Annotated in this window: 19 protein-coding genes, 1 pseudogene and 1 riboswitch; of the genes and pseudogenes, 13 read left to right on the forward strand and 7 right to left on the reverse strand. The window is 59.5% G+C overall.

The features are described from left to right. Positions 1-38 precede the first annotated feature (38 nt). From ACIQUH_RS16560 to modC, 4 genes are all read left to right on the forward strand, one after another. Positions 39-1322 carry an NAD(P)/FAD-dependent oxidoreductase gene (locus ACIQUH_RS16560; protein WP_400816982.1) on the forward strand — a complete coding sequence of 428 codons (1284 nt, stop codon included), beginning with the start codon at positions 39-41 and terminating at the stop codon, positions 1320-1322. A 270-nt stretch (positions 1323-1592) separates the two neighbouring features. Then, entirely contained in the window at positions 1593-2384 is a 792-nt protein-coding gene (gene modA / locus ACIQUH_RS16565) for a molybdate ABC transporter substrate-binding protein (RefSeq protein WP_400816984.1), read from the forward strand. 53 nt (positions 2385-2437) lie between these two features. After that, entirely contained in the window at positions 2438-3145 is a 708-nt protein-coding gene (gene modB / locus ACIQUH_RS16570; protein WP_400816986.1) for a molybdate ABC transporter permease subunit, read from the forward strand. Continuing rightward, the gene (gene modC / locus ACIQUH_RS16575; protein ID WP_400816988.1) at positions 3142-4218 is read left to right on the forward strand and encodes a molybdenum ABC transporter ATP-binding protein; all 1077 of its coding nucleotides are present in this window, start codon (positions 3142-3144) and stop codon (positions 4216-4218) included. The genes modB and modC overlap by 4 nt, the downstream gene beginning before the upstream one ends. Here modC and ACIQUH_RS16580 read toward each other — a convergent pair. The 6 genes and pseudogenes from ACIQUH_RS16580 to thiC form a co-directional block, all read right to left on the reverse strand. Further along, positions 4187-4582: a winged helix-turn-helix domain-containing protein gene (locus tag ACIQUH_RS16580; RefSeq protein WP_400816990.1), complete on the reverse strand. Its 396-nt coding sequence runs from the start codon at positions 4580-4582 to the stop codon at positions 4187-4189. The genes modC and ACIQUH_RS16580 overlap by 32 nt on opposite strands. Beyond that, positions 4579-5588 (reverse strand): annotated as a pseudogene (locus tag ACIQUH_RS16585) (P1 family peptidase). The gene ACIQUH_RS16580 and the pseudogene ACIQUH_RS16585 overlap by 4 nt, the downstream one beginning before the upstream one ends. Positions 5589-5676: 88 nt before the next feature. Further along, entirely contained in the window at positions 5677-6450 is a 774-nt protein-coding gene (locus tag ACIQUH_RS16590; protein WP_400816992.1) for a thiazole synthase, read from the reverse strand. A gap of 4 nt (positions 6451-6454) precedes the next feature. After that, positions 6455-6652: a sulfur carrier protein ThiS gene (thiS, locus tag ACIQUH_RS16595; RefSeq protein ID WP_003521310.1), complete on the reverse strand. Its 198-nt coding sequence runs from the start codon at positions 6650-6652 to the stop codon at positions 6455-6457. Beyond that, positions 6621-7625 carry a glycine oxidase ThiO gene (gene thiO / locus ACIQUH_RS16600; RefSeq protein WP_400816994.1) on the reverse strand — a complete coding sequence of 335 codons (1005 nt, stop codon included), beginning with the start codon at positions 7623-7625 and terminating at the stop codon, positions 6621-6623. Before thiO ends, thiS begins: the two co-directional genes overlap by 32 nt. Before the next feature lies 1 nt (position 7626). Continuing rightward, positions 7627-9450, reverse strand: a complete 1824-nt coding sequence (thiC, locus tag ACIQUH_RS16605; protein ID WP_400816996.1) for a phosphomethylpyrimidine synthase ThiC — start codon at positions 9448-9450, stop codon at positions 7627-7629. A gap of 94 nt (positions 9451-9544) precedes the next feature. Next, positions 9545-9656: riboswitch (TPP riboswitch) on the reverse strand. A 182-nt stretch (positions 9657-9838) separates the two neighbouring features. Between thiC and ACIQUH_RS16610 the strand changes: the two genes are divergently transcribed. Genes ACIQUH_RS16610 through ACIQUH_RS16630 form a run of 5 tightly spaced genes read left to right on the forward strand, consistent with a single transcriptional unit; the run spans position 9839 to position 15627 of the window. Further along, positions 9839-10090, forward strand: coding sequence for an acyl carrier protein (locus ACIQUH_RS16610; RefSeq protein WP_003521307.1), 252 nt, complete (start codon positions 9839-9841; stop codon positions 10088-10090). After that, on the forward strand, positions 10090-11271 hold the full coding sequence (locus tag ACIQUH_RS16615; RefSeq protein WP_400816999.1) for an acyl-CoA dehydrogenase family protein: 1182 nt from the start codon (positions 10090-10092) through the stop codon (positions 11269-11271). Before ACIQUH_RS16610 ends, ACIQUH_RS16615 begins: the two co-directional genes overlap by 1 nt. Positions 11272-11275: 4 nt before the next feature. Next, positions 11276-12184 (forward strand): amino acid--[acyl-carrier-protein] ligase, encoded by a 909-nt coding sequence (locus tag ACIQUH_RS16620; protein ID WP_400817001.1) that lies wholly within the window; start codon positions 11276-11278, stop codon positions 12182-12184. Positions 12185-12190: 6 nt separating this feature from the next. Next, a complete protein-coding gene (locus tag ACIQUH_RS16625) occupies positions 12191-13174 on the forward strand; it encodes a DUF1839 family protein (RefSeq protein WP_400817003.1) in 984 nt (327 codons plus the stop codon). Next, a complete protein-coding gene (locus tag ACIQUH_RS16630; protein ID WP_400817005.1) occupies positions 13171-15627 on the forward strand; it encodes a glycosyl hydrolase 2 galactose-binding domain-containing protein in 2457 nt (818 codons plus the stop codon). Before ACIQUH_RS16625 ends, ACIQUH_RS16630 begins: the two co-directional genes overlap by 4 nt. A gap of 20 nt (positions 15628-15647) precedes the next feature. Here ACIQUH_RS16630 and ACIQUH_RS16635 read toward each other — a convergent pair whose 3' ends face one another. Continuing rightward, positions 15648-17453 carry a serine aminopeptidase domain-containing protein gene (locus ACIQUH_RS16635; protein ID WP_400817007.1) on the reverse strand — a complete coding sequence of 602 codons (1806 nt, stop codon included), beginning with the start codon at positions 17451-17453 and terminating at the stop codon, positions 15648-15650. A gap of 344 nt (positions 17454-17797) precedes the next feature. Between ACIQUH_RS16635 and ACIQUH_RS16640 the strand changes: the two genes are divergently transcribed. The 4 genes from ACIQUH_RS16640 (at position 17798) to ACIQUH_RS16655 (ending at position 23970) form a co-directional block, all read left to right on the forward strand. After that, the gene (locus ACIQUH_RS16640) at positions 17798-20515 is read left to right on the forward strand and encodes an ABC transporter transmembrane domain-containing protein (RefSeq protein ID WP_400817009.1); all 2718 of its coding nucleotides are present in this window, start codon (positions 17798-17800) and stop codon (positions 20513-20515) included. Positions 20516-20558: 43 nt separating this feature from the next. Further along, entirely contained in the window at positions 20559-21014 is a 456-nt protein-coding gene (locus ACIQUH_RS16645) for a cyclic nucleotide-binding domain-containing protein (protein ID WP_400817011.1), read from the forward strand. Between the two features lie 350 nt (positions 21015-21364). After that, positions 21365-22066, forward strand: a complete 702-nt coding sequence (locus tag ACIQUH_RS16650) for an MBL fold metallo-hydrolase (RefSeq protein ID WP_400817255.1) — start codon at positions 21365-21367, stop codon at positions 22064-22066. Between the two features lie 209 nt (positions 22067-22275). After that, complete coding sequence (locus ACIQUH_RS16655; RefSeq protein ID WP_400817013.1) at positions 22276-23970, forward strand: adenylate/guanylate cyclase domain-containing protein; 1695 nt, start codon at positions 22276-22278, stop codon at positions 23968-23970. The last annotated feature ends 25 nt before the right edge of the window (positions 23971-23995 follow it).

Raw genomic sequence — 23995 nt, forward strand, 5'->3', positions numbered from 1 at the left:
CTAAGAACAAATGAACTAGCCCGGAACATGGTGGAACGATGTATAATGACCCCCGCTCGCACGGCCTTTGGGAAAAGACCGCGCCGCAGCCGCCCTTAACGCCGGCCTTGCAGGGCGCAACAATTGCAGATGTCGTCGTCGTCGGAGGTGGCTTCACCGGCCAATCCGCCGCCCTTCATCTTGCCGAACGCGGTGTGGATGTCGTTCTTCTCGAAGCAAGGGAAATCGGTTTCGGCGGCGCAGGCCGTAACGTCGGTCTCATCAATGGCGGCATGTGGGTCATGCCGAAAGAGCTGCCCGGCGTTCTGGGCGAGATTTACGGCGAACGCCTTCTCCACCTTCTGGGCAATGCCCCGCTTCTCGTGCGCGAACTGGTGGAAAAACACACAATTCCCTGTGAGATCGAAAAAAACGGTACGCTCCATTGCGCCGTCGGTGAAAAGGGGCTCGCGGAAATCCGTGAGCGCTGCGACCAATGGGCAGCGAGGGGCGCACCGGTCCGCATCCTCGATGCCGAAGAGACAGCGAGACGCACCGGCAGCACGGGCTATTCCGGTGCGCTTCTGGATACACGCGCCGGCACGATACAGCCGCTCGCTTATGTTCGAGGCCTTGCTGCGGCCGCCCAGAAAGCGGGAGTGCGCCTGCACACCGAAAGCCCCGTGGTGGCAACCGAACGCAGCAACGGAAAATGGCTGGTGAAGACACAGCAAGGGTCTATAACCGCCAACTGGATCGTTGTGGCCACGGAAGCCTACAGCACCGGACCGTGGCAGATCGTTCGCGATGAACAGATCTACCTGCCCTATTTCAACTTCGCGACCAGACCGCTTGGCGACAACCTGCAAAAGAGCATCCTGCCCGGCCGTGAGGGCTGCTGGGATACGAAGGAAATCCTGTCATCCTTCCGCATGGACAAAGCGGGCCGGCTGGTTTTCGGCAGTGTCGGCGCGCTGCGCGGCACGGGGGCTGCCATACACCGCGCCTGGGCGAAGCGCTCGCTGAAGCGGCTCTTCCCACAGCTCGGAGATACGGAATTCGAATGTGAATGGTACGGCCAGATCGGCATGACCGACAATGCCGTGCCGCGCTTTCACAAATTCGCTGAGAACGTCGTCGGTTTTTCTGGCTATAACGGCCGCGGCATCGCACCGGGCACAGCCTTTGGCAAGGTGATTGCACAGCATATTCTGGGCGAGATCGCCGAGGCAGAAATGCCCCTGCCTTTGACCGAGCCGAAAGCGCAGGCTTTCCGGGCGGTGAAGGAAGCCTATTACGCGGCAGGCGCACAGATCGCCCATCTTGCTGGCGAGCGTTTTTGATCGGACACAGAGCCGCTTCAAGGGAAACCATGTCATCCTGGGTTTGCCGCAAGGGTCTAATCACGTGCAACAAAATGGAGACGTTGCAGATGCTCGGGACAAGCCCGAGCATGGCGAGGAGAGCTTTTCGAGCTTAACCACCCTTCTGACATAGACACCCGTAGCAGTCTCTTTTCCCCACCATATCGATATATCCTTGAAAATATAATGATTGCCCTATAGGCCTATCGATATATTCACCAGAATATCTCGAACCGGGGGTAACAGACCATGAGACTTTTGCGTCGCAGCTTCTTCAAAACCATTGCCGCAGCCACATCCTTCTGGATGGCGGCCTCCTTTGCGGTCGTTCCGGCCCATGCCGCCGAAAAGGTCACGGTGTTTGCCGCAGCGAGCATGAAAAACGCGCTCGACGCCCTCAACACCGAATGGGCGAAGGAAAGCGGCAATGAGGCGACCGTTTCTTATGCCGCAAGCTCGGCGCTGGCCAAGCAGATCGAGCAGGGCGCGCCGGCGGATATCTTCATTTCCGCCGACCTTGCATGGATGGACTATATCGCCGAAAAGAAGCTGATCAACGCTGACAGCCGTTCCAATCTTCTCGGTAACCGCATCGTTCTCGTCGCTCCCGCAGATAAGGCGAAGCCGGTCGATATCAAGCAGGGCTTCGATCTTGCCGCTCTGGTGGGTGATGGCCGTCTGGCCATGGGCGCGGTCGATTCCGTTCCCGCCGGCAAATATGGCAAGGCCGCTCTGGAAAAGCTCGGCGCCTGGTCTTCGGTTGAAAAGAAGGTCGCCGGCGCGGAAAGCGTGCGTGCCGCCCTGCTGCTCGTCTCGCGCGGCGAAGCACCCTATGGCATCGTCTACCAGACCGACGCCGCCGCCGATCCGGGCGTAAAGATCGTCGGCACCTTCCCGGAAGACAGCCACCCGCCGATCATCTACCCGGTCGCCATTCTCTCGGAAGCAAAGTCGCCGGCAGCAAAAGCCTATCTGGATTTCCTGAAGTCGGCCAAGGCAACGCCCTTCTTCGAAAAGCAAGGCTTTACCGTTTTGAAATAAGCTTGTCTCAGGCCCGCTCCCGGGCGGGCCATGAAACATGACGACTACAGGATATGGCATTGCATTGGTGGACACTCAGCGCTGAAGAATGGACGGCGATCAGGCTCAGCCTTTGGGTGTCCTCCATCGCCATGCTGGCCAGCCTGCCTTTCGGCATTGCGGTTGCCGTGGCGCTGGCGCGCGGCCGCTTCTGGGGCAAGTCGCTGCTCAATGGCATTGTCCACCTGCCGCTCATTCTGCCGCCCGTCGTCACCGGCTTTCTGCTGCTCGTCCTCTTCGGCCGCAGGGGCGCTATCGGGCAATTTCTCGATAGCTGGTTCGGCATCGTCTTTTCCTTCCGCTGGACGGGAGCGGCGCTTGCCTGCGCGGTGATGGCCTTTCCGCTGATGGTGCGTTCCATTCGCCTTTCCATAGAAGCCGTGGACCGCAAGCTGGAAGAGGCGGCGGGAACATTGGGCGCAAGCCCCTTCTGGGTGTTCCTCACCGTCACGCTTCCCCTGACATTGCCCGGCATTATCGCCGGCATGATCCTGGCCTTCGCGAAAGCCATGGGCGAATTCGGCGCAACCATCACCTTCGTGTCCAATATTCCCGGCGAGACCCAGACTTTGTCCGCCGCCATCTATACCTTCACCCAGGTTCCGGGCGGCGATGCCGGCGCATTGCGCCTGACCATCGTTTCCGTCGTGATTTCCATGCTCGCCTTGCTCGTCTCGGAGTTTCTGGCCCGCATCGTCGGCAAACGGGTGAGCATGGAATGACGCTCTCGGTCACCACCCGCCACCGCCTCGATTCCTTCGAACTCGATGCGTCATTCACCTCCGAAGGCGGCGTCACCGCGCTATTCGGACGCTCCGGTTCCGGCAAGACCTCGATGATCCGCATCATGGCAGGCCTGCTGCGGCCGGATGAAGGACAGGTTTTGCTGGATGGCGAAGTTCTGGCCGATAGCGGAACAAGGCTGTTCCTGCCGGCGCACAAGCGCCGCTTCGGCTACGTCTTTCAGGAGGCCCGGCTCTTCCCGCATCTCAGCGTGGCGCAGAACCTGCGTTACGGCAGATGGTTCGCCGTGGACAAAACCGGGAACGCGAATGAAGACCGCATCGTCGACATGCTCGGCATCGGCCATCTCTTGCAGCGCCGGCCGGACAAGCTTTCCGGCGGCGAAAAACAGCGTGTCGCCATCGGCCGCGCGCTCCTCTCATCACCGAGGCTGCTGCTGATGGACGAACCGCTCGCCTCGCTCGACGAGGAGCGAAAAGCCGAGATCATTCCCTATCTCGAACGGCTGCGCGACGAGACGAAAATCCCCGTTGTCTATGTCAGCCATTCCATTCAGGAGGTCGCCCGCCTTGCCGACCGCATCGTGGTGATGAAGGACGGCAAGGTGGAAGCGCAGGGAAAAGCGGCCGAGGTGCTGTCCAGACCGGATTTCAGCGCGCATCTCGAACGGCGCGAAGCGGGCAGCATTCTTTCCGGACACATTGAAAGCTTTGATGAGCGGCACGGGCTTGCCACGGTAAGGCTAAAGACCCTGTCGCTCCATGTTCCGGCAAAAAGGGGAACAGCCGGCAGCCCGGCGCGGGTGCTCATACCGGCGCGCGATGTGATGCTGGCAACCGTAAAGCCCGAAGGCTTGAGCGCGCTCAACATTCTTGAGGGACAGGTCGCGACTGTTTCGGCCAGCGAAGACGGCATGGTCACGGTTCAGGTGGATTGTGGCGGCGACATCATCCAGTCGCGCATCACCGATCTGTCACGCGAGAGGCTGCAGCTGGAACCCGGAAAACCGGTGCATGCCATCATAAAGTCGGCGGCTCTCGATCCCTATTGAGAGCCGCATCGGGATTGCGGTTGGTCTCCAGCCAGTCGATATCCGCGCGCAAGGCCTCATTCATCCGCTTTTCCATGCCGCGATAACGCTCCAGCACCTCAGTGCCGAAAGCGGTCAGCGCCGCACCGCCGCCCTGTTTGCCGCCGCGCTGCGATTCAATGACCGGTTGCCTGAACATATGGTTCAGCGCATCCACCAGCAGCCATGCACGGCGATAGGACATGTCCATCGCCCGCCCGGCGGCGGAGATGGAGCCGGTCTCGACAATCAGCTCCATCAATTCGATCTTGCCATGACCGAGACGTTCTCCGGGCGGAAAGTCGATACGAAGAACGGGCTTCAGTGGCAAACAGGCGTCACTCATCGTTCAAAGCCCCGTCCATGAAGATCGCGATAGGCCTTTTGCGCTCCATCCACCGGCAAGGCCGTTGCCTCATAGACGCCACGCGCCACCGCCCGCGCCATGACAATGGTGGCCAGATGGCAAAGCTCGGCAAAATGAATGCCGCTTTCAAGCGGCTTCTCGCCGGTCGCGGCCGCAAACATGGTGTCGCCGTCACTCGGCAGATGCGCCGGTAGAACGGCGCGCGCCAGCCCGTCATGCGCCATGATGGAAAGCGATGCGCCTGCGCCTTGGTGAGCGCGGCATCCGTCACCACCGCACCGATGGTCGTTGCCGTGAGATTGACGCCCTTGAGGCGCAGCGCGGTATGATCCGGCTCGAAACGATCGGGAAAACCGCAATCGCCGTATTCACCCTGCACCTCAAACGGCGCGGACCAGAAATGGCGACTCGTTCCAACCGTTGCCGAGCCGAGCGCATTGACGGCAACGATGGCCGCCACTTTGTACCCGCCGGAACTGACGGCGCTGGCCGAACCGAGCCCGCCCTTGAAGGTGGCGGTCGTCGCACCCGTTCCGGCCCCGACCGTTCCAAGCGCGAAGGGCGCCGCACGCGCCGCCTTGAATGCCGCATATCCCATCTCGCGATAGGGCGAATGCAAACCCCAATCCTTGCCGCCGCCATTCAGCAGATCCATCAGGATCGCCTGCGGCACGATGGGAACACGGGTGGAGCCCACCTGCAGACCACGCCCGATTTCGCGCAGCCCGGCCTGAACGCCGCCAGCCGCATCCAGCCCGAAGGCAGAACCGCCTGACAGCACGAAGGCATCCACCGTTTCCACCGTCATCGCAGGGTCGAGCAGCCCGGTATCACGCCCGCCCGGTGCGCCGCCCAAAACAGAGCCGGAGGCAATGGCGGGCTTTTCGAAAACAATCGCCGTAACACCGGAGCCAAGGGCGAGATCGGTAACATTGCCGACCGAAACGCCGTCAATATCCGTCAGAAGATTGGTGAGTGCCGCCATGCCGCTTCCCCTTTTTTCCGGTATCCCGCCACCATCAGGCACTGTCAACGCAAAACGTGACGGGCCTGATGTCGACGACAAGCCGTAATCAGGAAAAAACGGCGGTTCCGATCACGGGCGTCGAGGGAACGGCCATGTCCCTCGGTTCCAGCGGCCCGGAGAGATATGCCTGGTGGCCAGCCTCTATGGCCCGGGCAAAGGCCTCCGCCATGCCGACCGGGTCTCCCGCGCCCGCCACCGCCGTGTTGAGCAGAACAGCATCGTATCCGAGTTCCATCACCGTGACCGCATGCGACGGGCGGCCGATACCGGCGTCGACAATCAAGGGCGCATCCGGAAAACGCGCCCGCATGGATTTCAGCGCCGTCAGATTGAGCGGTCCCATGGCGCTGCCGATCGGCGCGCACCAGGGCATTAATACCCTGCAACCCGCCTCCAGCAGCTTTTCGGCGACGACCAGATCGTCGGTCGTATAGGGAAAGACTTCGAAACCATCGTCACAGAGAATTTTCGCCGCTTCGACAAGTGCGAAGACGTCAGGCTGCAACGTGTCATGGTGGCCGATGACCTCCAGCTTGATCCAGTCGGTGCGGAACACCTCACGGGCCATCTTTGCCGTCAGCACCGCTTCCTTGACCGTGTGGCAACCGGCGGTATTGGGCAGAATGTGGCGATCCAGCTCGCGGATCAGTTCGAAAAACTGACCGCCTTTCTTGCCGCCCGCCGTTTCCCGGCGCAGCGAAATCGTCAGAATATCCGTGTTGCTCGCCCGCACCGCATCGGCAAGCACGGCGGGAGATGGATAGCGCGCCGTGCCGAGGAGAAGACGGGACGAGACCTCACGGCCATAAAGCGTCAGCATGGTTTCAGCCTCCCTGCATCGGCGAAAGGATTTCGATACGGTCGAAAGCCTTCAGCTTATAATCGGCACGCTCTTCCGAATGCACCAGATCGCCGTTTACCGCCGTCGCCAGCCACTCACCCTCGTATTCGAGGCTGGCGAGCAGGCCGGCCAGCGTCTCGGCGGCGAGATCAAGCTCGTCGCCATTCACCAGAAGTTTCATGATCCTTTTCCTTTTTAGAGAGTGTTTGGCAGACGATTTCAGCCGCCTGCCGCGCCATCGCCGGCGAGAGCAGAAAGCCGTGCCGGTGCGCGCCGTTGATGAAAATGGTCCTGCCATCCTGCGTGACATCAGGCAGATTATCCGGATAGGCTGGGCGCACGCCGGTGCCCGTCTCGATGACTTCCGCTTCCGCAAAGGCCGGATGCACGGCATAGGCGGCATTCAGGAATTCCATCATCGAGCGGGCGGAAATGGCGCCCGCATCCTCGGTTTCGATCATCGTTGCGCCCACCATGAAACGACCGGGCTCGCGCGGCACGATGTAAAGCGGAATGCGCGGATGCAGCAGCCGGACGGGACGAGAAAGAGAAACCTCCCGCGTGCCGAGATAGAGCATCTCCCCCCGCACACCGCGAAGGCTGGAAATCGTTCCCACCGCCGCAGGCCCGGTGCAATCCACGACCCGGTCGAACGGCTGTTCGTCCAGCGGAGTACCCATGTGGAACCGCACACCCATGAGGCAAAGCCGCTCATATAGCGATTGCAGCGCGAGGCGCGGATCGAGATGCCCTTCGTCGGGGAAATAAAGTCCGGACCTGAAGCGGCCGGCAAGATCGGGCTCCAGACCGGCGATTTCGCCCTCATCCATCCAGCGATAACCGCTGGTCCGCGAGGCGAAACGGGATAGCTCCGCCTTGTCACGGGCGGGTGCGACGACCAGCGTGCCATTGCGGACCACAAGGCCGGGGACCGCTGTATCCCACCAGTCGAGCGCCGCCTGGCCGAGCGTCAGAACCGCCGCTTCCGCATTTTCGCGCTCGCACCAGGGCGCCAGCATGCCGCCCGCATACCAGGATGCGCCGCGAGAGGGTTCGGCATTGCGCTCGCAAACCTCGACGCTAATGCCGTTCCGCGCCAGTTCGAAGGCCGCCGTCAAGCCGGCGACCCCCGTTCCCTTGATGAGAACACGCATGTTATTCGGCACTCGCGGGCGTCGAAAGCGGCATGTAAAGCTCGCCGCCTTCCTTGAAGCGTGCGGCCATGGCCTCCAGCCCCTCCTTCTGCGCCTCGGCGCGGATATCGTGGGAAATCCGCATCGAGCAGAATTTCGGCCCGCACATGGAGCAGAAATGCGCGACCTTGTGCGCCTCCTTCGGCAGGGTCTCGTCATGGAAGGACCGCGCCGTATCCGGGTCCAGCGACAGGTTGAACTGGTCTTCCCAGCGGAACTCGAACCTTGCGCGTGACAGCGCATCGTCCCGCACCTGCGCAGCCGGATGGCCCTTGGCAAGATCGGCGGCATGCGCGGCGATCTTGTAGGTGATAACGCCGACCTTCACGTCGTTACGATCCGGCAGGCCAAGATGTTCCTTCGGCGTGACGTAGCAGAGCATGGCCGTGCCGAACCAGCCGATCATCGCCGCCCCGATGCCTGAGGTGATATGGTCGTAACCGGGCGCGATATCTGTCGTGAGCGGCCCAAGCGTGTAGAAGGGCGCCTCGCCGCAGGTCTTCAGCTGCTTGTCCATATTCTCCTTGATCTTGTGCATCGGCACATGGCCGGGGCCTTCGATCATCACCTGGCAATCCCTAGCCCAGGCGATCTGCGTCAACTCGCCGAGCGTCTCCAGCTCCGCGAACTGCGCGGCGTCATTGGCGTCGGCAATCGAACCGGGCCGCAGGCCGTCACCCAGCGAGAAGGAGACATCGTAAGCGCGGCAGATATCGCAAATCTCCTCGAAATGCTCATAGAGGAAACTTTCCTTGTGGTGATGCAGACACCACTTGGCCATGATCGACCCGCCGCGCGAGACGATGCCGGTGACGCGGTTGACGGTGAGCGGAATATAATGCAGCCGCACACCGGCATGAATGGTGAAATAGTCGACGCCCTGCTCCGCCTGCTCGATCAGCGTATCACGAAACACGTCCCAGTTGAGGTCCTCGGCAATGCCGTTGACCTTCTCCAGCGCCTGATAAAGCGGCACCGTGCCGATCGGCACCGGCGAATTGCGGATGATCCATTCGCGGATATTGTGGATGTTGCGCCCGGTCGAGAGGTCCATGACGGTATCGGCACCCCAGCGGATCGCCCAGACCATCTTCTCCACCTCTTCCGCCATGGAGGAGGTGACGGCGGAATTGCCGATATTGGCGTTGATCTTCACCAGGAAATTGCGGCCAATGATCATCGGCTCAAGTTCCGGGTGGTTGATGTTGGCGGGAATGATGGCACGGCCGGCCGCCACTTCCTGACGCACGAATTCCGCCGTGACATAATCAGGGATATGCGCACCGAAACTCTCGCCGTCACGCGCAAGCTTTTCCTTCGCAGCCTCGCGTCCGAGATTTTCGCGGATGGCGATGAATTCCATTTCCGGCGTGATGATACCGGCCCGCGCATAGGCAAGCTGCGTCACCGCCTTGCCCGCCGTCGCTTTAAGCGGCTGGTGGCGCACGCCAAATTCCGGCGTCAGCCGCTCGCCGGTGGCAAAGCCGTTATCCTCCGGTTTGACGTGCCGGCCCTCATAAGCCTCGACATCGCCGCGCGCCACGACCCAGTCGTGACGCAGTCGCGGCAGACCCTTTTCAATCAGAACGGGATGGGTCGGATCGGTATAGGGGCCGGAGGAATCATAGACCGTTACCGGCGGTTCACCCGCCGTCGGGTGCACCGCGATCTCGCGCATCGGCACGCGAATATGCGGATGAAGGATTCCCGGTTTATGGATTTTCGTGGAGGCGGCATGCGGTCCGGTGGTAACCGACAGCGGGATAGTCTTGGCAGCGATATTCATCTTGAGGCTCCAAAGTTTGACTGTGGAGACCCAGTTCGAGCCGGAATGATGGAAAATACCGAAGTGCCGACAGCGTATTGCACACGCCAGCCGACATCAGGTCTTTGCACCGTCCCTACGCCAGTATGAACTGGATCAGGTTCAACGGGTCACTGCGCATGAAAGCAGAATCTCAGCCCCTTGACGGGACACCCCTGGTGAATGGCCACAGCAAAAGACACCGCCCGGCTTTTGTCAAGGCCGCCGATCAACGCTTGGCAAAGGTGCGGGAATGGCGCATGCTGCCGTTAGTTGTAATTAACCTAACGGTTTAGGTGAATATTATCGTTTGCGGCATAACGATAAGCACAAACCTTCCTAGTGTTGATTTCATTGGAGATACGTCGGAATGAATGCGACTATTCGTGAAATACTGGCAAAATTCGGCCAGCTTCCCACCCCTGTCGATACGATTGCAGATGAAGCCGATCTTTATGCAGCGGGCCTTTCTTCCTTTGCGTCGGTGCAATTGATGCTGGGTATTGAAGAAGCTTTCGATATCGAATTCCCGGACAATCTGCTGAACCGCAAGTCCTTTGCGAGCATCAGGGCGATTGAAGACACCGTTAAGCTCATTCTGGATGGTAAAGAGGCAGCCTGATGAACGTGACCGTGGCGCCGCAGGATGAAACGCTGTCCGCGCGCGCGGGCCGTGTCGCGATCATTGCCGCAAAGCATGCGGATGAGGTGGATGTCACCGGCCGCTTCCCGCAGGAAGCCGTCGATGCCTTGCGGCAGGAACGTCTGCTCGGCATTCAGGTGCCCTCCTCGCTCGGCGGCGAAGGCGCCTCCGTTCAGGAGATCGCCGATATCTGCGCCCGGCTCGGCCAGGCCTGTTCAGCGACCGCGATGATTTTCGCCATGCACCACATCAAGCTGTCCAGCCTGGTGGAACATGGCGTTGAGAGCAGCTGGCATCCGGGCTTCATGCGCCGCGTTGCCGGCGAACAGTTGCTCCTCGGCTCCGCCACCACCGAGGGCGGCATTGGCGGCAATCTGCGCAACTCCATCTGCGCGATCGAAGTCGAAGGCGATAACTGCCGGCTGGAAAAGGATGCCACCGTCATTTCCTACGGCAGCAATGCCGATGCGATACTCATCACCTCGCGCGCCCACAAGGATGCCGCGCCCGCCGATCAGGTGATGACCGTATTCCTGAAAAACCAGTATACGCTCGAAAAGACCCATGTCTGGGATACGCTCGGCATGCGTGGCACCTGTTCGGACGGCTTCCTGTTCCGCGGCGAAGCGCCGGCGGCACAGATTTTCCCGAAACCTTTCGCGGAAATCGCCGCGCAATCCATGCTTGCAAGCTCGCATCTCCTGTGGAGCGCCGTCTGGTATGGCATCGCCTCCGACGCGGTGCTGCGCGCGCAATCCTTCGTCAGAGCCGCGGCCCGCAAATCGCCCGGCACCGCCCCTCCGGGCGCGATCCGTCTTGCCGAGGTTTCCACCAAGCTGCAGGTGGTCAAATCCAACATCATCGCCGGCATCAAGGCTTACGAGGACACCAAGAGCGATCCGGAAAAACTGATGTCCATGGCCTTTGCCGTTGCCATGAACAATGTGAAGATCTGCTCTTCGGAAACCATTCTCGAGATCATCGACCACGCCATGCTGGTCTGCGGCATCATGGGTTACAAGAACGGCACGCCCTATAGCCTCGGCCGGCACCTGCGCGACGCGCATTCCGCCCGGCTGATGATTTCCAACGACCGCATTCTCGGCAATTCCGCCAATCTCCTGCTGGTTCACAGGCAGGACACCAGCCTCTTGGGATAAGACCATGGACATGCAAACATCGTTTCTCGATCGACTGTTCGAAGAAGGCCTGCTGATTGAAACGGGTGTGGACGGTCTTTATGGACGCAGCGGCCAGTTCGAGGATGTGATTGCCGCATTCGAGCGGCTGATCGACCGCACCGGTGGCGCCGATGGCGCCGAAGCGATCCGCTTTCCACCCGGCATCAACCGCGCCTATTTCGAAAAGAGCGGTTACATGAAGAGCTTCCCGCAGCTCGCCGGCACGGTCCATTCCTTCTGCGGCTGCGAACTCGACCATGTCAGCCTGCTGAAGACCATGGATGAGGGCGGCGACTGGACGAAGGACCAGAAAGCCACCGACATCGTGCTGACGCCGGCGGCCTGCTATCCGCTTTATCCGACGATTGCCAAGCGTGGCGCCTTGCCTGCCGGCGGCGGTCTCTATGACATCCAGTCCTATTGCTTCCGCCATGAGCCTTCCAAGGATCCGGCCCGCCAGCAGCTTTTCCGCATGCGCGAATATGTCTGCATGGGCACCGAGTCCGACGTCACCGAATTCCGCCAGACCTGGATGGATCGCGGCGTCGAGATGATGAAGGCAGTCGGGCTCGACGTCACCATCGATATCGCCAATGATCCCTTCTTCGGCCGCGCCGGCAAGATGCTGGCCAACAACCAGCGCGACCAGAACCTGAAATTCGAGCTCTTGATCCCGGTCACGTCAGCGACCAGCCCGACGGCCTGCATGAGCTTCAATTACCATCAGGATGCCTTTGGCCAGAAATGGGGCCTCAATCTTGCAAATGGCGATGTCGCCCACACCGCCTGCGTCGGTTTTGGCCTCGAGCGCATCGCACTCGCACTGTTTGCCCATCACGGTCTCGACGTGAAAAAATGGCCTGCAAAGGTCGTGGAAACCCTCTGGGGCTGATTATCCATGCGGCAGATTTTTCCGGGTCTCGATCCCCAAAACTATGTGCAGCATCCGCTTCATTCCTCTGAAAGAATGTGGCCGGAGACCAATTGCTACATCGATTTGTGGATCGAGGTACTAGCCTCGAAAGGACTGCCGCCGGAAGCCATGTTCGGTTTCACGCTCACGCAGGATTTCGAAGGCGACCAGTTCACCTTCTTCAAGGTGCCGCTGGAAGACCTCGAAGCGCTTTATGGCGTTCGCGCCACCGAACTTGCGATCTTCGATAAGGTGGAAAACCATATCGAGGCACAGCTTGAGCGCGGCCGCATCTGCCTGATCGAGATGGACAGCTTCTATATGCCCGACACCCATGGGGTGGGATACCGGAAGGAACACGGCAAGACCACCATCGCCATCAACCGGCTCGATCTCGAAAAGCGGGAACTCGATTATTTCCACAATGCCGGCTTCTTCCATCTCTCCGGCGAGGATTTCGACGGGCTGTTCCAGCATCACCTGGCCGAGACCGACCCGCCTTTCCTGCCCTATACGGAATTTGCAAAATTCGCGGACGGCAATTCCTCGCCCGCACATATTCGCAAGACGGCCGAACGGCTGCTGAGATTTCATTTTTCGCGGCGACCTTCCGCCAACCCGGTCCGTGCTTTTGCCAGCGTTTTTCCGGCGCAGGTGGAAAAGGTCGCCGACAGGCCCTTTGGCTTCTTCCACAAATATGCCTTCAACACGCTGCGCCAGCTCGGCGCCAATTTCGAACTGGCGGCAAGCCATTTCGAATGGCTGGACGCGGACGGTTTCTCTGAAGCGAGAGACCAGGCGCTCAGGATTTCCGAGGTTGCCAAAACCGTTCAGTTCCAGCTCGCCCGCGCCGTCACCCGCCGCAAATTTGAAGCGCTGGCCACCGTGCTCAATCCAGCAGCGGATGCGTGGGACGGCGTGATGAAAGCGCTTGCGGCTAAACTCACCGATGCCAGCGAGGCCGCGTGAGGATCTATCTTCCCGGCGAAAGCGAGGAATTGCTGAGTGAAGGCTGGACGCTGACGCTGACGCCCGCCGATGCCTGTGAGACGCCATCCGATATTCCGGCATCGCTCGAAAGCTTCCACGTCTCCGTTCCCGGCACCGTGGCGCAGGCGCTGGAAACCGCCGGAAAATTCGACCGCCTTGCCCCGGCGCCCCTCAATGACAGGGATGCCTGGTACCGGCTGACGATGATTTCCGATGCCAGTGAGCGTGCCACCCTGCGCTTCGATGGTCTTTCCACCATTGCGGAAATCTTCTTCAACGGCGAGCTGATCGCCGCCAGCCAGAGCATGTTCGAAAGGCTGGAAGTGCCCGTCGAACTCACAGGCGCGGACGAGCTTTCGATCTGCTTCCGGGCGCTTGCGCCGAGACTTGAAAAAACCGGCCCCCGCGCCCGCTGGCGGCCGCAGATGATGAATACACAGGGGTTGCGGCTGATCCGCACCACCGCACTCGGCTATATGCCCGGCTGGTGCCCGGAAATCCACGCCGCCGGCCCATGGCGCCCCATCAGCCTGATAAGGCAGGACGGGGTTCTGTGCACGCTCCGATCTTCACTGGACGAGGCAGGGACGGGGACAGTCGGCATCGCACTGGAAACCAACCGGCCTGTAACGTCGGTACGGTTGAGCTGCGCGGGTTACAGCGCCGATCTTTCCAAGGTTGAGAATGGCAAGTTTTCCGGCGAACTCCGCATACCCGATGTCGAAACATGGTGGCCTCACACCCATGGCAGACCGGCGCTGCACGCCGTAGTTCTGGAACTGGACGGCTCGCAGCAGAGGCTGGGACGCACCGGTTTCCGCAGGGTTGAGATCGATCACGGCGACGACGGCAATGGTTTCGGCCTGAAGGTGAACGGCCAGCCCGTCTTTTGCCGCGGCGCGGTCTGGACGACGGCCGACATTGTGCGCTTGCCGGGAACGAGACCGGACTATGAGCCATGGCTGCGGAAAGCCGCGCAAGCCGGTATGAACATGATCCGCATCGGCGGCACCATGGCCTATGAGACGCCGGAATTCTTCGCGCTTTGCGATGAACTCGGCATTCTGGTGTGGCAGGACGCCATGCTCGCCAATTTCGATTACCCGGCAAAGGATGAGAGCCTGCGCCAGCATATCGTCACGGAAATCTCGCAGTTCCTTGAGGCCACCGAGCTTTCTCCGTCGCTCGCCGTTTTCTGCGGCGGCAGTGAAATGTACCAGCAGGGTGCGATGCTCGGCCTGCCGGAACAGATATGGAAGGGAACGCTCACCGAGGCAGTCCTGCCGGAACTCGTCGCCGAGAAGCGGCCGGATGCAGCCTATGTCGCCAATTCTCCTTCAGGCGGCGCATTACCGTTCTTTCCCAATGCCGGGGTCGGCCATTATTACGGCGTGGGTGCCTATTGCCGCCCGCTGGAAGATGCGCGTCGCGCCGATCTGCGCTTTGCCGCCGAGTGTCTGGCCTTCGCCAATATTCCCGAACAGGAAACGCTGGACAGATATCTTCCCGGACTGGCCGTGCACGATCCGCGATGGAAGGCCCGCGCACCACGCGATCGCGGCGCGTCCTGGGATTTCGAGGATGTTCGCGATCATTATCTGAAGCTGCTATACGACGTCGAACCGGATGTGCTGCGGCGGGAAGACGGCGGCCTTTATCTGGACATGTCCCGCGCCGCGACGGCCGAGGTCATGGAGGCGACTTTCGCTGAATGGCGGCGCAGCGGTTCCTCCTGTCAGGGCGCTCTGGTCTGGACCCTGCAGGATATCGTTCCCGGCGCGGGCTGGGGTATCATCGATGCCACTGGCCGGCCCAAATCTGTCTGGCACGCGTTGAAAAGGGCGTTCCGCCCTATCCAGGTTACTTTTTCCGATGAGGGCACGAACGGGCTGGATATCCATCTCGTCAACGAGACCGGCGGCGGCCTCGAAGCCATGCTGGAACTGACCTGCCTGCGCGAAGGCGTGCAACCCGTTGTCCACGCCAAACGACCGCTCACGCTTTTGCAGCGACAGAGCCAGACCATTGCCGCAACAGATTTGTTCGGCGCCTTTTTCGATACGACCTATGCCTATCGTTTCGGCCCTCCGTCCCATGATGTAACGGTCGCCCGGCTTCGCGACGTTGCGACCGGACATGTGATCGCCGACGCGTTTCATTTCCCTCTCGGCCGGAAAAAGGCGCTGCACGCCGCCAACCTTCAGGCCACGATCAGCGAAACGAGCGGCAACTGGTCTCTTGAAATCGGCACGGACCGGCTGGCGCAATCCGTCCATGTCGAAGTGCAGGGCTACTACGCCTCAGAAAACTGGTTCCATCTCGGCCCCGGCGAAACCAGAAAAATCAGCCTCCTGCCGGAGACCCCGGCGACAGAAGCCCCGCCTTCCGGAGAGGTCGTGTCACTGGGTTCCAGCCGGCGATTTTCCTTCTAGGGCACGGCGGCCCAGCATTTTTACTGCAAATGCTCGAGAGCCAGCCGCTTCACCGCGTCGATATAGATTTGTTTGGCTTCCGGCGTTGAAAGATTGTGATCGGCATCGGGGATAATGGTCAGCGACACGTTCTTGTAGGCGGTTAGTCCTTCGCCATTGGCGTCAAAGTAATATTGGAAGTGCTCCAGGCCATCGTCATTGTCGCTGTAGAGCAGATGAACGGCGGTATCATTCGCTTTTAATGTGTCGAACGCGCCGTAAACGGCGCGCCCCTCTTCACTGCCCCTGCGAAACAGCTTTGCTGTTTTTGTCGAAAGCCTCTTGATCGTCGCCTTGACGATGTTCAGCCCCGCACTTGCCACATCGACATCGCCGCTGATGAGACGCTTGAATGTCGCGCCCTGTCGAAAGCGCTGGCTGTATTCCCCGAAGGAACGCGGACGTTTATGCAGCGCCTCATCCACCGAGCGGCCTTTGCGCCAGTGGAAGACAACCGGATTGACCGCAACCACGGCACTGATCCGCTCATCGGCGATTGCGCCATTGAAGGCGAGATACGCGCCGCTGCACCGGCCCGCCGCAATGAAAGGCCCCTTGCCGCGCTTGCCGAGAAAATCGAGTGCGGCAGCCACGTCGTCATTCTGCGCGGCATCGTAAAGAACCTGCTCAGGCACGTTCTTGACCGGAGGGCTGTCGGCAATGTTGGCCGCGTCGAAGCGAAGCGACGCCACACCCTCGCGCGCCAATATACGGGCCATCTTTACGGCAAGCCTGCCCCAGCCCGCATGTCGATCATAGGCGGCGCCCAGCAGAAGAACTGAGGAAACCGCCTGCCGGCCGTCCGGTCCGCAAAAAATACCGAAAAGCCGTCCGCCTTCTCCAAATTGCACCGGCTGCTCGACAAAACCGCGCCCACGCTGCGGGGCATTGAGGGTGAAATCCTCCTCAGGGGTCACCGAATTCTCGGCCTGGGTTCGGGAGAGGATCCAATCGACCAGCCGGTTGACCACATCGTCGGATATTTTCGAGAGCGTAGGGCTAGAGACGAGATCGTCATAGCCTGAAAACTCCGCCTCCTCCACCTCACCGCCAATCGCGGCGAGATGCTTGGCGAAATCGGCATCGGTCACGCGGCCCGGTCGGGAAAGAGCCAGAATGCTGCGCGCCGGAGCGGCCGTCAGATTTGAAAGATTGGCCTTCCTGATCGCATCCGCAACACCCGCAGGCAGGGCCATGCCGGCAATCGATCCCGCCTCCGTCATGCGCTGCGCGGGCCGAAGGCCAAGGCCATCATCGATCATGGACGACCACATAGCCAGCTCGCGCAGGTACGCGCGGCCGGAAACGACAGGCGCCAGAAGCGCCATGGAACCCGCTTCGGCGACATCGGCAAACGCCTGTACCGCGATCAGGCAGCCGACGCCCTGAGCGACAACAACCACCTCAGCGCAGCCTGAAAGACGCTTCAAACCGTTGAGCGCTGCACGCGCGTCAAAAACCCAGTCCGCCGCACGGCCCACATCATCAGGATCAAGGGCATCACCCGCGCCAAGATAGTCAAATCGCAGGCTGGCGACGCCGCAAGCGGCCAACCGCTCGGCCAATATGCGTTGAAACTTGCGGCTGCACAGCTCCTCCATGCCCCATGGGCTGACGAAAAGAACGGCATGGCGCTGTCTGACGTCTTCGCGCGCCGGATGGAAAATCCCCGTGAGCCCGTCAAAAGAGACCGGATGCGCAACTGCCCCATTTAGGGCAATGCCGGAAAGCGACAATGCATCAAGAGACGGATCGCTGCCTTTACGCTCTGAAATATCTATCGCCATCGACCTTGCCATCATTACGCCAGTGTCTGGCTCAACCGCTACGGGATCATTATATCGAAGCGTCTTAACGCCTGTTCCACAATAAAAACAACAACATTAGAGAAGTCTAAAAATATAGTCGCATTTATATCGCCTGCCACCCACACGTTGTAAAAACAGGCGTCGGGATGGCGGACAAGTCTCGGCGGGGCCGCTATTTTGCTCGAAACCGCTTGAATATACTGATAAATAGCGAGTCCCATACCTATTTGCAGGAGGAGGTTGCGCCACCCGGCCACCGGATCGTCTAGACACCGCGCAAACCAACACGCCGAGCCTCGCCCGGCAGGTCATAGAAGTTTTATATGGAACAAAGCCTTACGCGTTATATCTGGTCGCACACGAGGCGGCAGCAGCTTTTCATTCTGCTGATCGTGGCCCTGTCGATGATCCCCTATTTCCTCGCCTTCGATCTGCCCAAGCAGATCGTCAACGGCCCAATTCAGGGGGATGGTTTCGAAGGGGCGAATGCGACGCAGCTTTTCATGCATATCACGGTCGATATTCCCTATTGGGGCACCGTGACTTTATTCCCCGGGCTCGAACTCAACCGCATGTCGATGCTGATGGCACTCAGTCTGACGTTCCTTGCGCTTGTCATCATCAACGGGCTCTTCAAATATTACATCAATACCTACAAGGGCCGCCTTGGCGAACGGCTTCTGCGGCGTATCCGCTTTGAACTGATCGACAAGATCCTGCGGTTCCCGCCCTCTCATTTCAAGCGGGTGAAGGGCGCTGAAATCTCCAGCATGGTGAAGGACGAGGTGGAACCGCTCGGCGGTTTTACCGGCGACGCCTTCGTGCAGCCGGCGCTTCTCGGCGGTCAGGCGCTCTCCGCGCTCTTCTTCATTCTCGTGCAGAATTTATGGCTCGGTCTGATCGCGGCTTTCATGGCCGCCATACAGGTCGGCATCATCCCCAAAATGCGCCGCCGCCTCATCGAACTCGGCCGCCAGCGGCAGTTGAGCGCGCGCCAGCTTGCCGGACGTATCGGCGAGATGGTCGACGGCATCGGCACCATCCACGCCTATGATACCTCCAATTACGAACGCGCTGACGCTTCGCACCGGCTCGGCGATATCTTCAAGATTCGTTACGATCTCTACCAGTGGAAGTTTCTGGTCAAATTCATCAACAACTTCCTCGCGCAGCTCACGCCCTTCTTCTTTTATGCGCTCGGCGGTTATCTGACCCTTAAGGGCAGCCTCGATGTAGGGCAGCTGGTCGCCGTCATCAACGCCTATAAGGAACTGCCAGGACCGCTGAAGGAACTGATCGACTGGGATCAGGCGCGACAGGATGTCCAGGTAAAATATGAGCAGGTCTTCGAACAGTTCAATACGCCGAACATGATCGACGACAAGGTGCAGAAACTATCCCCCGGAACCGTCGCGGCCATCGCCGCGCCGCTCGTCATCGCCAATCTGACGCTCGAAGACGATAGCGGCAGCCGGCTTCTGGAGCAGGCATCGCTGAAGATCGAGCCGGGCGAGGTGATTGCCATCGTCGGCGGCTCGGGAGCCGAGGCGCTGGCGGACGCAATCGGCCGCACGCTCTGGCCAACCTCGGGCAAGGTCAGCATCAACGATGTCGACATATTGGAACTGCCGGAATCGCTGACCGGACGGCGCATTTCCTACGTCTCCTCGGACAGTTATTTTTTCCACGCCAGCCTGAAGGACAATCTGCTTTACGGTCTCAAACACGCACCACTCGCAGACAAGAACTACGAGGGTGCTGCGCTGGAGCATCGCAAATGGGAAATCCGCGAGGCCAAGATGGCGGGAAATCCGCTGATCGACATCAACAGCCAGTGGATCGATTACGCCTCCAGCCCGGCCGGGGACGGCAAACCGGAGAACCTCATCCAGGCCATTCTGGCCGTCCTCGACAGCGTGGAACTATCGCAGGATATTCTGGAATTTGCCCTGCGCTCAACGATCGATCCTCTGAGCGACCTGCACTTGGCCGCCCGTATCGTGGAACTGCGACATGTGCTGCGCGCCGAACTGGAAAAGGAAAATCTGAGCGGCCTCATCGCGCCCTTCGAGCTGGAAAGCTATAACAGCGAGGCGACGGTCGGTGAAAACCTACTGTTCGGCACCATGCGGGACTCCTCCCAGACGATCAGGGTCGTCATCGAGAGCGACTATTTCCGTTCGCTGATGCGCGAGACCGGCCTCGTCAAAACCCTGTTCGAAATGGGGTATACGATTGCCGAAAACATCGTGGAAATCTTCGCCGACCTGCCGGGAGACCACCCTTTCTTCCAGCAACTCACCTTCATGACGCCCGATGACATTCCGGTCTATCAACAGATGCTGCAGCGGCTTCAGGGAAAAAGTTTCGACGAGGCCAATGAGAGCGAAAAACGCGCGATGCTGCGGCTGAGCTTCTTCTATGTCGAGCCCCGCCAGCGTTTCGGCCTGCTGTCGCCGGAAATCATGGACCGGATCGTCGAAGTCCGGCACATGTTCCACGAGAACCTGCCTGACAGCCTGAAAAACGTGATCGAAATCTACGATCCGACCAAATATATGAGCGCCACCAGCCTTCTGGACAATATTCTCTTCGGCAAGGTGAGCCATCGCTATACCGACGCCTCGCGACGCATTACCCGCATCGTCGCGGATGTCATGCGCAAGCAGGGCGTTTACGAGCGCGTGCTGGCGGTGGGGCTGGATTTCAACCTGGGTGCCGGCGGCAAGCGGCTTGGCCCGCTTCAGCGCCAGAAGCTCAATCTCGCGCGGGCGCTGATCCGCAAATCCGATTATTACGTCTTCAACCGCCCCCTTCCCGGTCTCGACCCTCGACAGCAGGAGGAAATTGTCGAACGGGTCATCACACTCCTGAAACAGAACAACAATAACCCCTCGATCGTGTGGGTCCTGTCGAATGCGCACCTCTCACGCATGTTCGAGAGGGTGATCGTCGTTCATCAGGGCCTGGTCACGGCTGACGGAAGTTACGAGACTCTCGCCGAGGAAAACGGTACATTCAAGGACATGGTCGCAACATAAGTCCAAGAACGTGACCGAGGTGGAGCAAGAACAGGGTAAGGCAATGCTGTTTAAAGACGAAATTCAGATGTTGAAAAGGGTCCCGTTTTTCTCGGAAATGGAACCGTCCAAACTCAAGCTGCTCGCATTCGCATCCGACCGGGTGTCCTATCACGCCGGGGATATACTCTTCCGACAGGGAGATGTCGGCGATGCGGCCTATGTTCTCCTGACCGGAAAAGTGGATGTTCTGGTCGATTCCCCATCGGGCACGTTGAAAGTGGCCGAGATGACCGGCAACGCCATCGTCGGTGAAATCGCCATCCTCTGTGACAGCGTCAGAACCGCAACCATCCGCGCCTCCACCAATGTGGAAGCCCTGCGCATCGGCAAGGAACAGTTCTTCAAGCTCATGTCCGACTTCCCCGACATCACCATCAAGGTCATGCGCGTTCTCGCCGAACGCCTGACCCAGACGACGGCGGAGCTGAGCAAAGCACGCGCAGGCGTAAAGACATAAACGACAATTCCTTGCTACCTTGAATGGCGATATTGGAAAAATAAATGTCGTACTATTGCAATATAAATGAAATGCTGACTGAATAAGGGGTAAAGACGTCCGCTGAAAATGTGCGGATATAAGAATCTATAGAAACAACGGGCTTTCATGGGAGGAAAGCGTGCAAGATTCCGTTGTTATTGGGGTGTGCCATGGCGTTCGATTCCGACACGAGAAGTCGGGAAAGTAATAGAAATTTTCGGGTAAAGATCTGGGGTGCGCGGGGAACGCTTCCCGTTTCAGGTGAAAACTTCCGAAAATACGGCGGGAATACCATCTGCATCGAGGTAAGATGCGGTGATCACGTTCTTTTGTTCGATGCGGGTTCGGGCTTGCATCCGGCTGGCCTTGCCTTGCGGGCGGAAGGCATTACCGACGTCAACCTGTTTTTCTCGCATTGTCATTATGACCACATTGTCGGCTTTCCCTATTTCAAACCCTTTTATAACAGCTCCAACGATGTCGCCATCTGGTCGGGGCACCTCGCCGGCACCATGACGACCCGGGAAATGCTCAAGGACTTCATGAGCCCGCCCTGGTTTCCCGTTCCCTTGGAGATTTGCTGCGCCAGGATCGCAACGCGGGACTTCAAGGCGGGCGATGTACTCGATGTGCATCCTGGCCTTTCAATCAGAACCGGAATGCTCAATCACCCTGGCAACGCCGTCGGATACCGGCTTGACTGGGAAGGAAAGTCGCTGGCCATCATCACCGATACCGAACATGAGCCGGGCAGCATCGACGAAACCGTGCTCGACCTGATCAGGGACGTCGATCTTTTCCTTTACGACGCCATGTTCACCGATGACGAAATGGGCCTCTATCGCGGTTACGGCCACTCCTCCTGGCAACAGGCAATCCGGCTCGCCAAACTTGCCGGTGCAAAAAATGTCGGCTTCATCCACCACGCCCCAAGCCGCAGCGACGAGGAACTGGATAGTATCGAAAAACAGGCGAAAGCCCTGTTCAGCGGTGCATTTGCGGCCATGGACGGCCAGATCATCGAACTCTGATCGCAATTGGCTCCCGCGAAGGTTTGGCCTGTTCGACCGTTTTTTTAAAGTCCTGATTCAACATCTTTTGCCATGCGGGTATTCGAACACGCACAATTGACCGTTTCCGATCAATTGCTCCACGATATTGCCACGAGACACCCTGCACAAGGATGCCATCACGTACGACATGATGATTCTGCGCCGAATGACCACATGATGGGATTTGCATGATCCGTTTCTTTTCGGAGACCAATTTGAGACGCGCCCGGATTTTATCCGGCCTCATCATATTGGCTTTCGTATTTTCCCATCTTTTCAATCATTCCCTCGCGCTCATCTCCATCGACACCGCCGAACGGGCGCGAAAATGGTTCAGCCTGATCTGGCTCAACCCCGTCAGCAGCCTGCTTTTTTATGGCTCGGTTGTCGTGCACGTCTGCCTCGTTCTACGCTCGCTCTATCAGCGCAGAACGCTGCGCATGCCGCTTCGCGAAGCGCTTCAGGTCATCTTCGGCCTGTCGATCCCGTTTCTGATCATCGGTCATGCCGTCAATATCCGCGTATCGCGCATGCTTTACGGCATCGACATCGGCTATTACTCAGTTGTTCGCCGGCTCTGGATCAACAACCCCGTGGGAGGAGCGTGGCAAAGCCTCGCCCTGATCGTCATATGGGTTCACGGCTGTATCGGCCTGTATTTCTGGCTGCGATACCGGGACTGGTATCCGAGAATTGCCGGACTATTCATGACGGTAGCGGTGATGCTGCCACTTCTGGCGCTGCTGGGCTTCAGCGATGCGGGCCGCTGGCTGGAAGAAGTCGATAAAAAATATGCGCTCCCCCCGGGGCTTACCGATACAACCGTGCAAAGGGACGAGATTCCGCTGCAGCGGGAGATGGAAACGCAGATCCAGTTCATCACCGGCGCGACAGAGGCGCTTTTCGCCGGTGCCGTGATGCTCGTCTTCGTGTTGCGCGGCGTGCGAAGCTGGCGGCAGAGATCGACGGCCATCGAAATCCGTTATGAACATGGTGTACAGGCGCGCGTTCCGGCCGGACTGAGCATCCTTGAGGCCAGCAGGCTGGCCGGCATTCCGCATTATTCCGTCTGTGGCGGCAAGGGACGCTGTTCCACCTGCCGGGTGAGGGTTCTCGGCAGCAAAGGGCCGCTTCCGCCTCCCGGAGACATCGAGCAAACCACGTTGCGACGCATCCATGCCGATTCGGACGTGCGACTCGGCTGTCAGTTGCGCCCTGTGCACGATGTCCAGATCGCGCTTCTGGTCTCGCCACCGCAGCAGAGCGACCTGCCCACGGATGCACAGGCGGCCCGGCCCGGCAAGGAAGAGGAAATCGCCATCCTCTTCTGCGATCTGCGCAACTTCACTACGCTTTCCGAGGCCAAGCTGCCTTACGACGTCGTGTTTCTCCTCAACCGCTATTTCACCATTGTCGGCCAGGCCGTCGAGCAGGCCGGCGGCCATCTCGACAAATTTATCGGCGATGGCGCCATGGCCCTTTTCGGACTGGGCGATGACGCGGAAAATGCCTGCCGCAACGCCATGAAAGCAGCCGCAATCATATTGCGGGAGCTTTCGATCCTGAACGAAGGGCTGGAGAAACAATTCGCAGTCCGGCTGGAAGTGGTGGTTGGAATTCACTCTGGTCCGACCATCGTCGGCGTCATGGGATATGGCGCCGCGAAAACCCTGACGGCGATAGGCGATACCGTCAACGTGGCAAGCAGGCTCGAATCCAAGGCCAAGGAGTTCGGCGCCGCCATCGTTGTTTCAGAACCGGCCATCATTCAGGCGGGACAGGAGATTGCCGACCTCAGAAGCGAACAAATCGCCATTCGCGGGCGCAACTCGCAAATGAAGGTCTTCCTGCTCTCGAAAGAAGAGAGCGAGCGCTATTTATGAGATCGCTCCGACAATCCTGGCGAAG

It is taken from the genome of Agrobacterium sp. NPDC090283, from assembly GCF_044769685.1.
In the GTDB taxonomy this organism is placed as follows: Bacteria; Pseudomonadota; Alphaproteobacteria; order Rhizobiales; family Rhizobiaceae; genus Agrobacterium.

Bases quoted from the DNA above. Each gene is read 5' to 3' on its own strand.
- modC (WP_400816988.1), top strand. From the start codon at position 3,142: ATGACGCTCTCGGTCACCACCCGCCACCGCCTCGATTCCTTCGAACTC.
- ACIQUH_RS16580 (WP_400816990.1), bottom strand. From the start codon at position 4,582: ATGAGTGACGCCTGTTTGCCACTGAAGCCCGTTCTTCGTATCGACTTT.
- ACIQUH_RS16620 (WP_400817001.1), top strand. From the start codon at position 11,276: ATGGACATGCAAACATCGTTTCTCGATCGACTGTTCGAAGAAGGCCTG.
- ACIQUH_RS16645 (WP_400817011.1), top strand. From the start codon at position 20,559: ATGCTGTTTAAAGACGAAATTCAGATGTTGAAAAGGGTCCCGTTTTTC.
- ACIQUH_RS16655 (WP_400817013.1), top strand. From the start codon at position 22,276: ATGATCCGTTTCTTTTCGGAGACCAATTTGAGACGCGCCCGGATTTTA.
- ACIQUH_RS16610 (WP_003521307.1), top strand. From the start codon at position 9,839: ATGAATGCGACTATTCGTGAAATACTGGCAAAATTCGGCCAGCTTCCC.
- modB (WP_400816986.1), top strand. From the start codon at position 2,438: ATGGCATTGCATTGGTGGACACTCAGCGCTGAAGAATGGACGGCGATC.
- ACIQUH_RS16640 (WP_400817009.1), top strand. From the start codon at position 17,798: ATGGAACAAAGCCTTACGCGTTATATCTGGTCGCACACGAGGCGGCAG.
- ACIQUH_RS16615 (WP_400816999.1), top strand. From the start codon at position 10,090: ATGAACGTGACCGTGGCGCCGCAGGATGAAACGCTGTCCGCGCGCGCG.
- ACIQUH_RS16560 (WP_400816982.1), top strand. From the start codon at position 39: ATGTATAATGACCCCCGCTCGCACGGCCTTTGGGAAAAGACCGCGCCG.
- modA (WP_400816984.1), top strand. From the start codon at position 1,593: ATGAGACTTTTGCGTCGCAGCTTCTTCAAAACCATTGCCGCAGCCACA.
- thiO (WP_400816994.1), bottom strand. From the start codon at position 7,625: ATGCGTGTTCTCATCAAGGGAACGGGGGTCGCCGGCTTGACGGCGGCC.
- ACIQUH_RS16635 (WP_400817007.1), bottom strand. From the start codon at position 17,453: ATGGCGATAGATATTTCAGAGCGTAAAGGCAGCGATCCGTCTCTTGAT.
- ACIQUH_RS16590 (WP_400816992.1), bottom strand. From the start codon at position 6,450: ATGCTGACGCTTTATGGCCGTGAGGTCTCGTCCCGTCTTCTCCTCGGC.
- thiC (WP_400816996.1), bottom strand. From the start codon at position 9,450: ATGAATATCGCTGCCAAGACTATCCCGCTGTCGGTTACCACCGGACCG.
- thiS (WP_003521310.1), bottom strand. From the start codon at position 6,652: ATGAAACTTCTGGTGAATGGCGACGAGCTTGATCTCGCCGCCGAGACG.
- ACIQUH_RS16625 (WP_400817003.1), top strand. From the start codon at position 12,191: ATGCGGCAGATTTTTCCGGGTCTCGATCCCCAAAACTATGTGCAGCAT.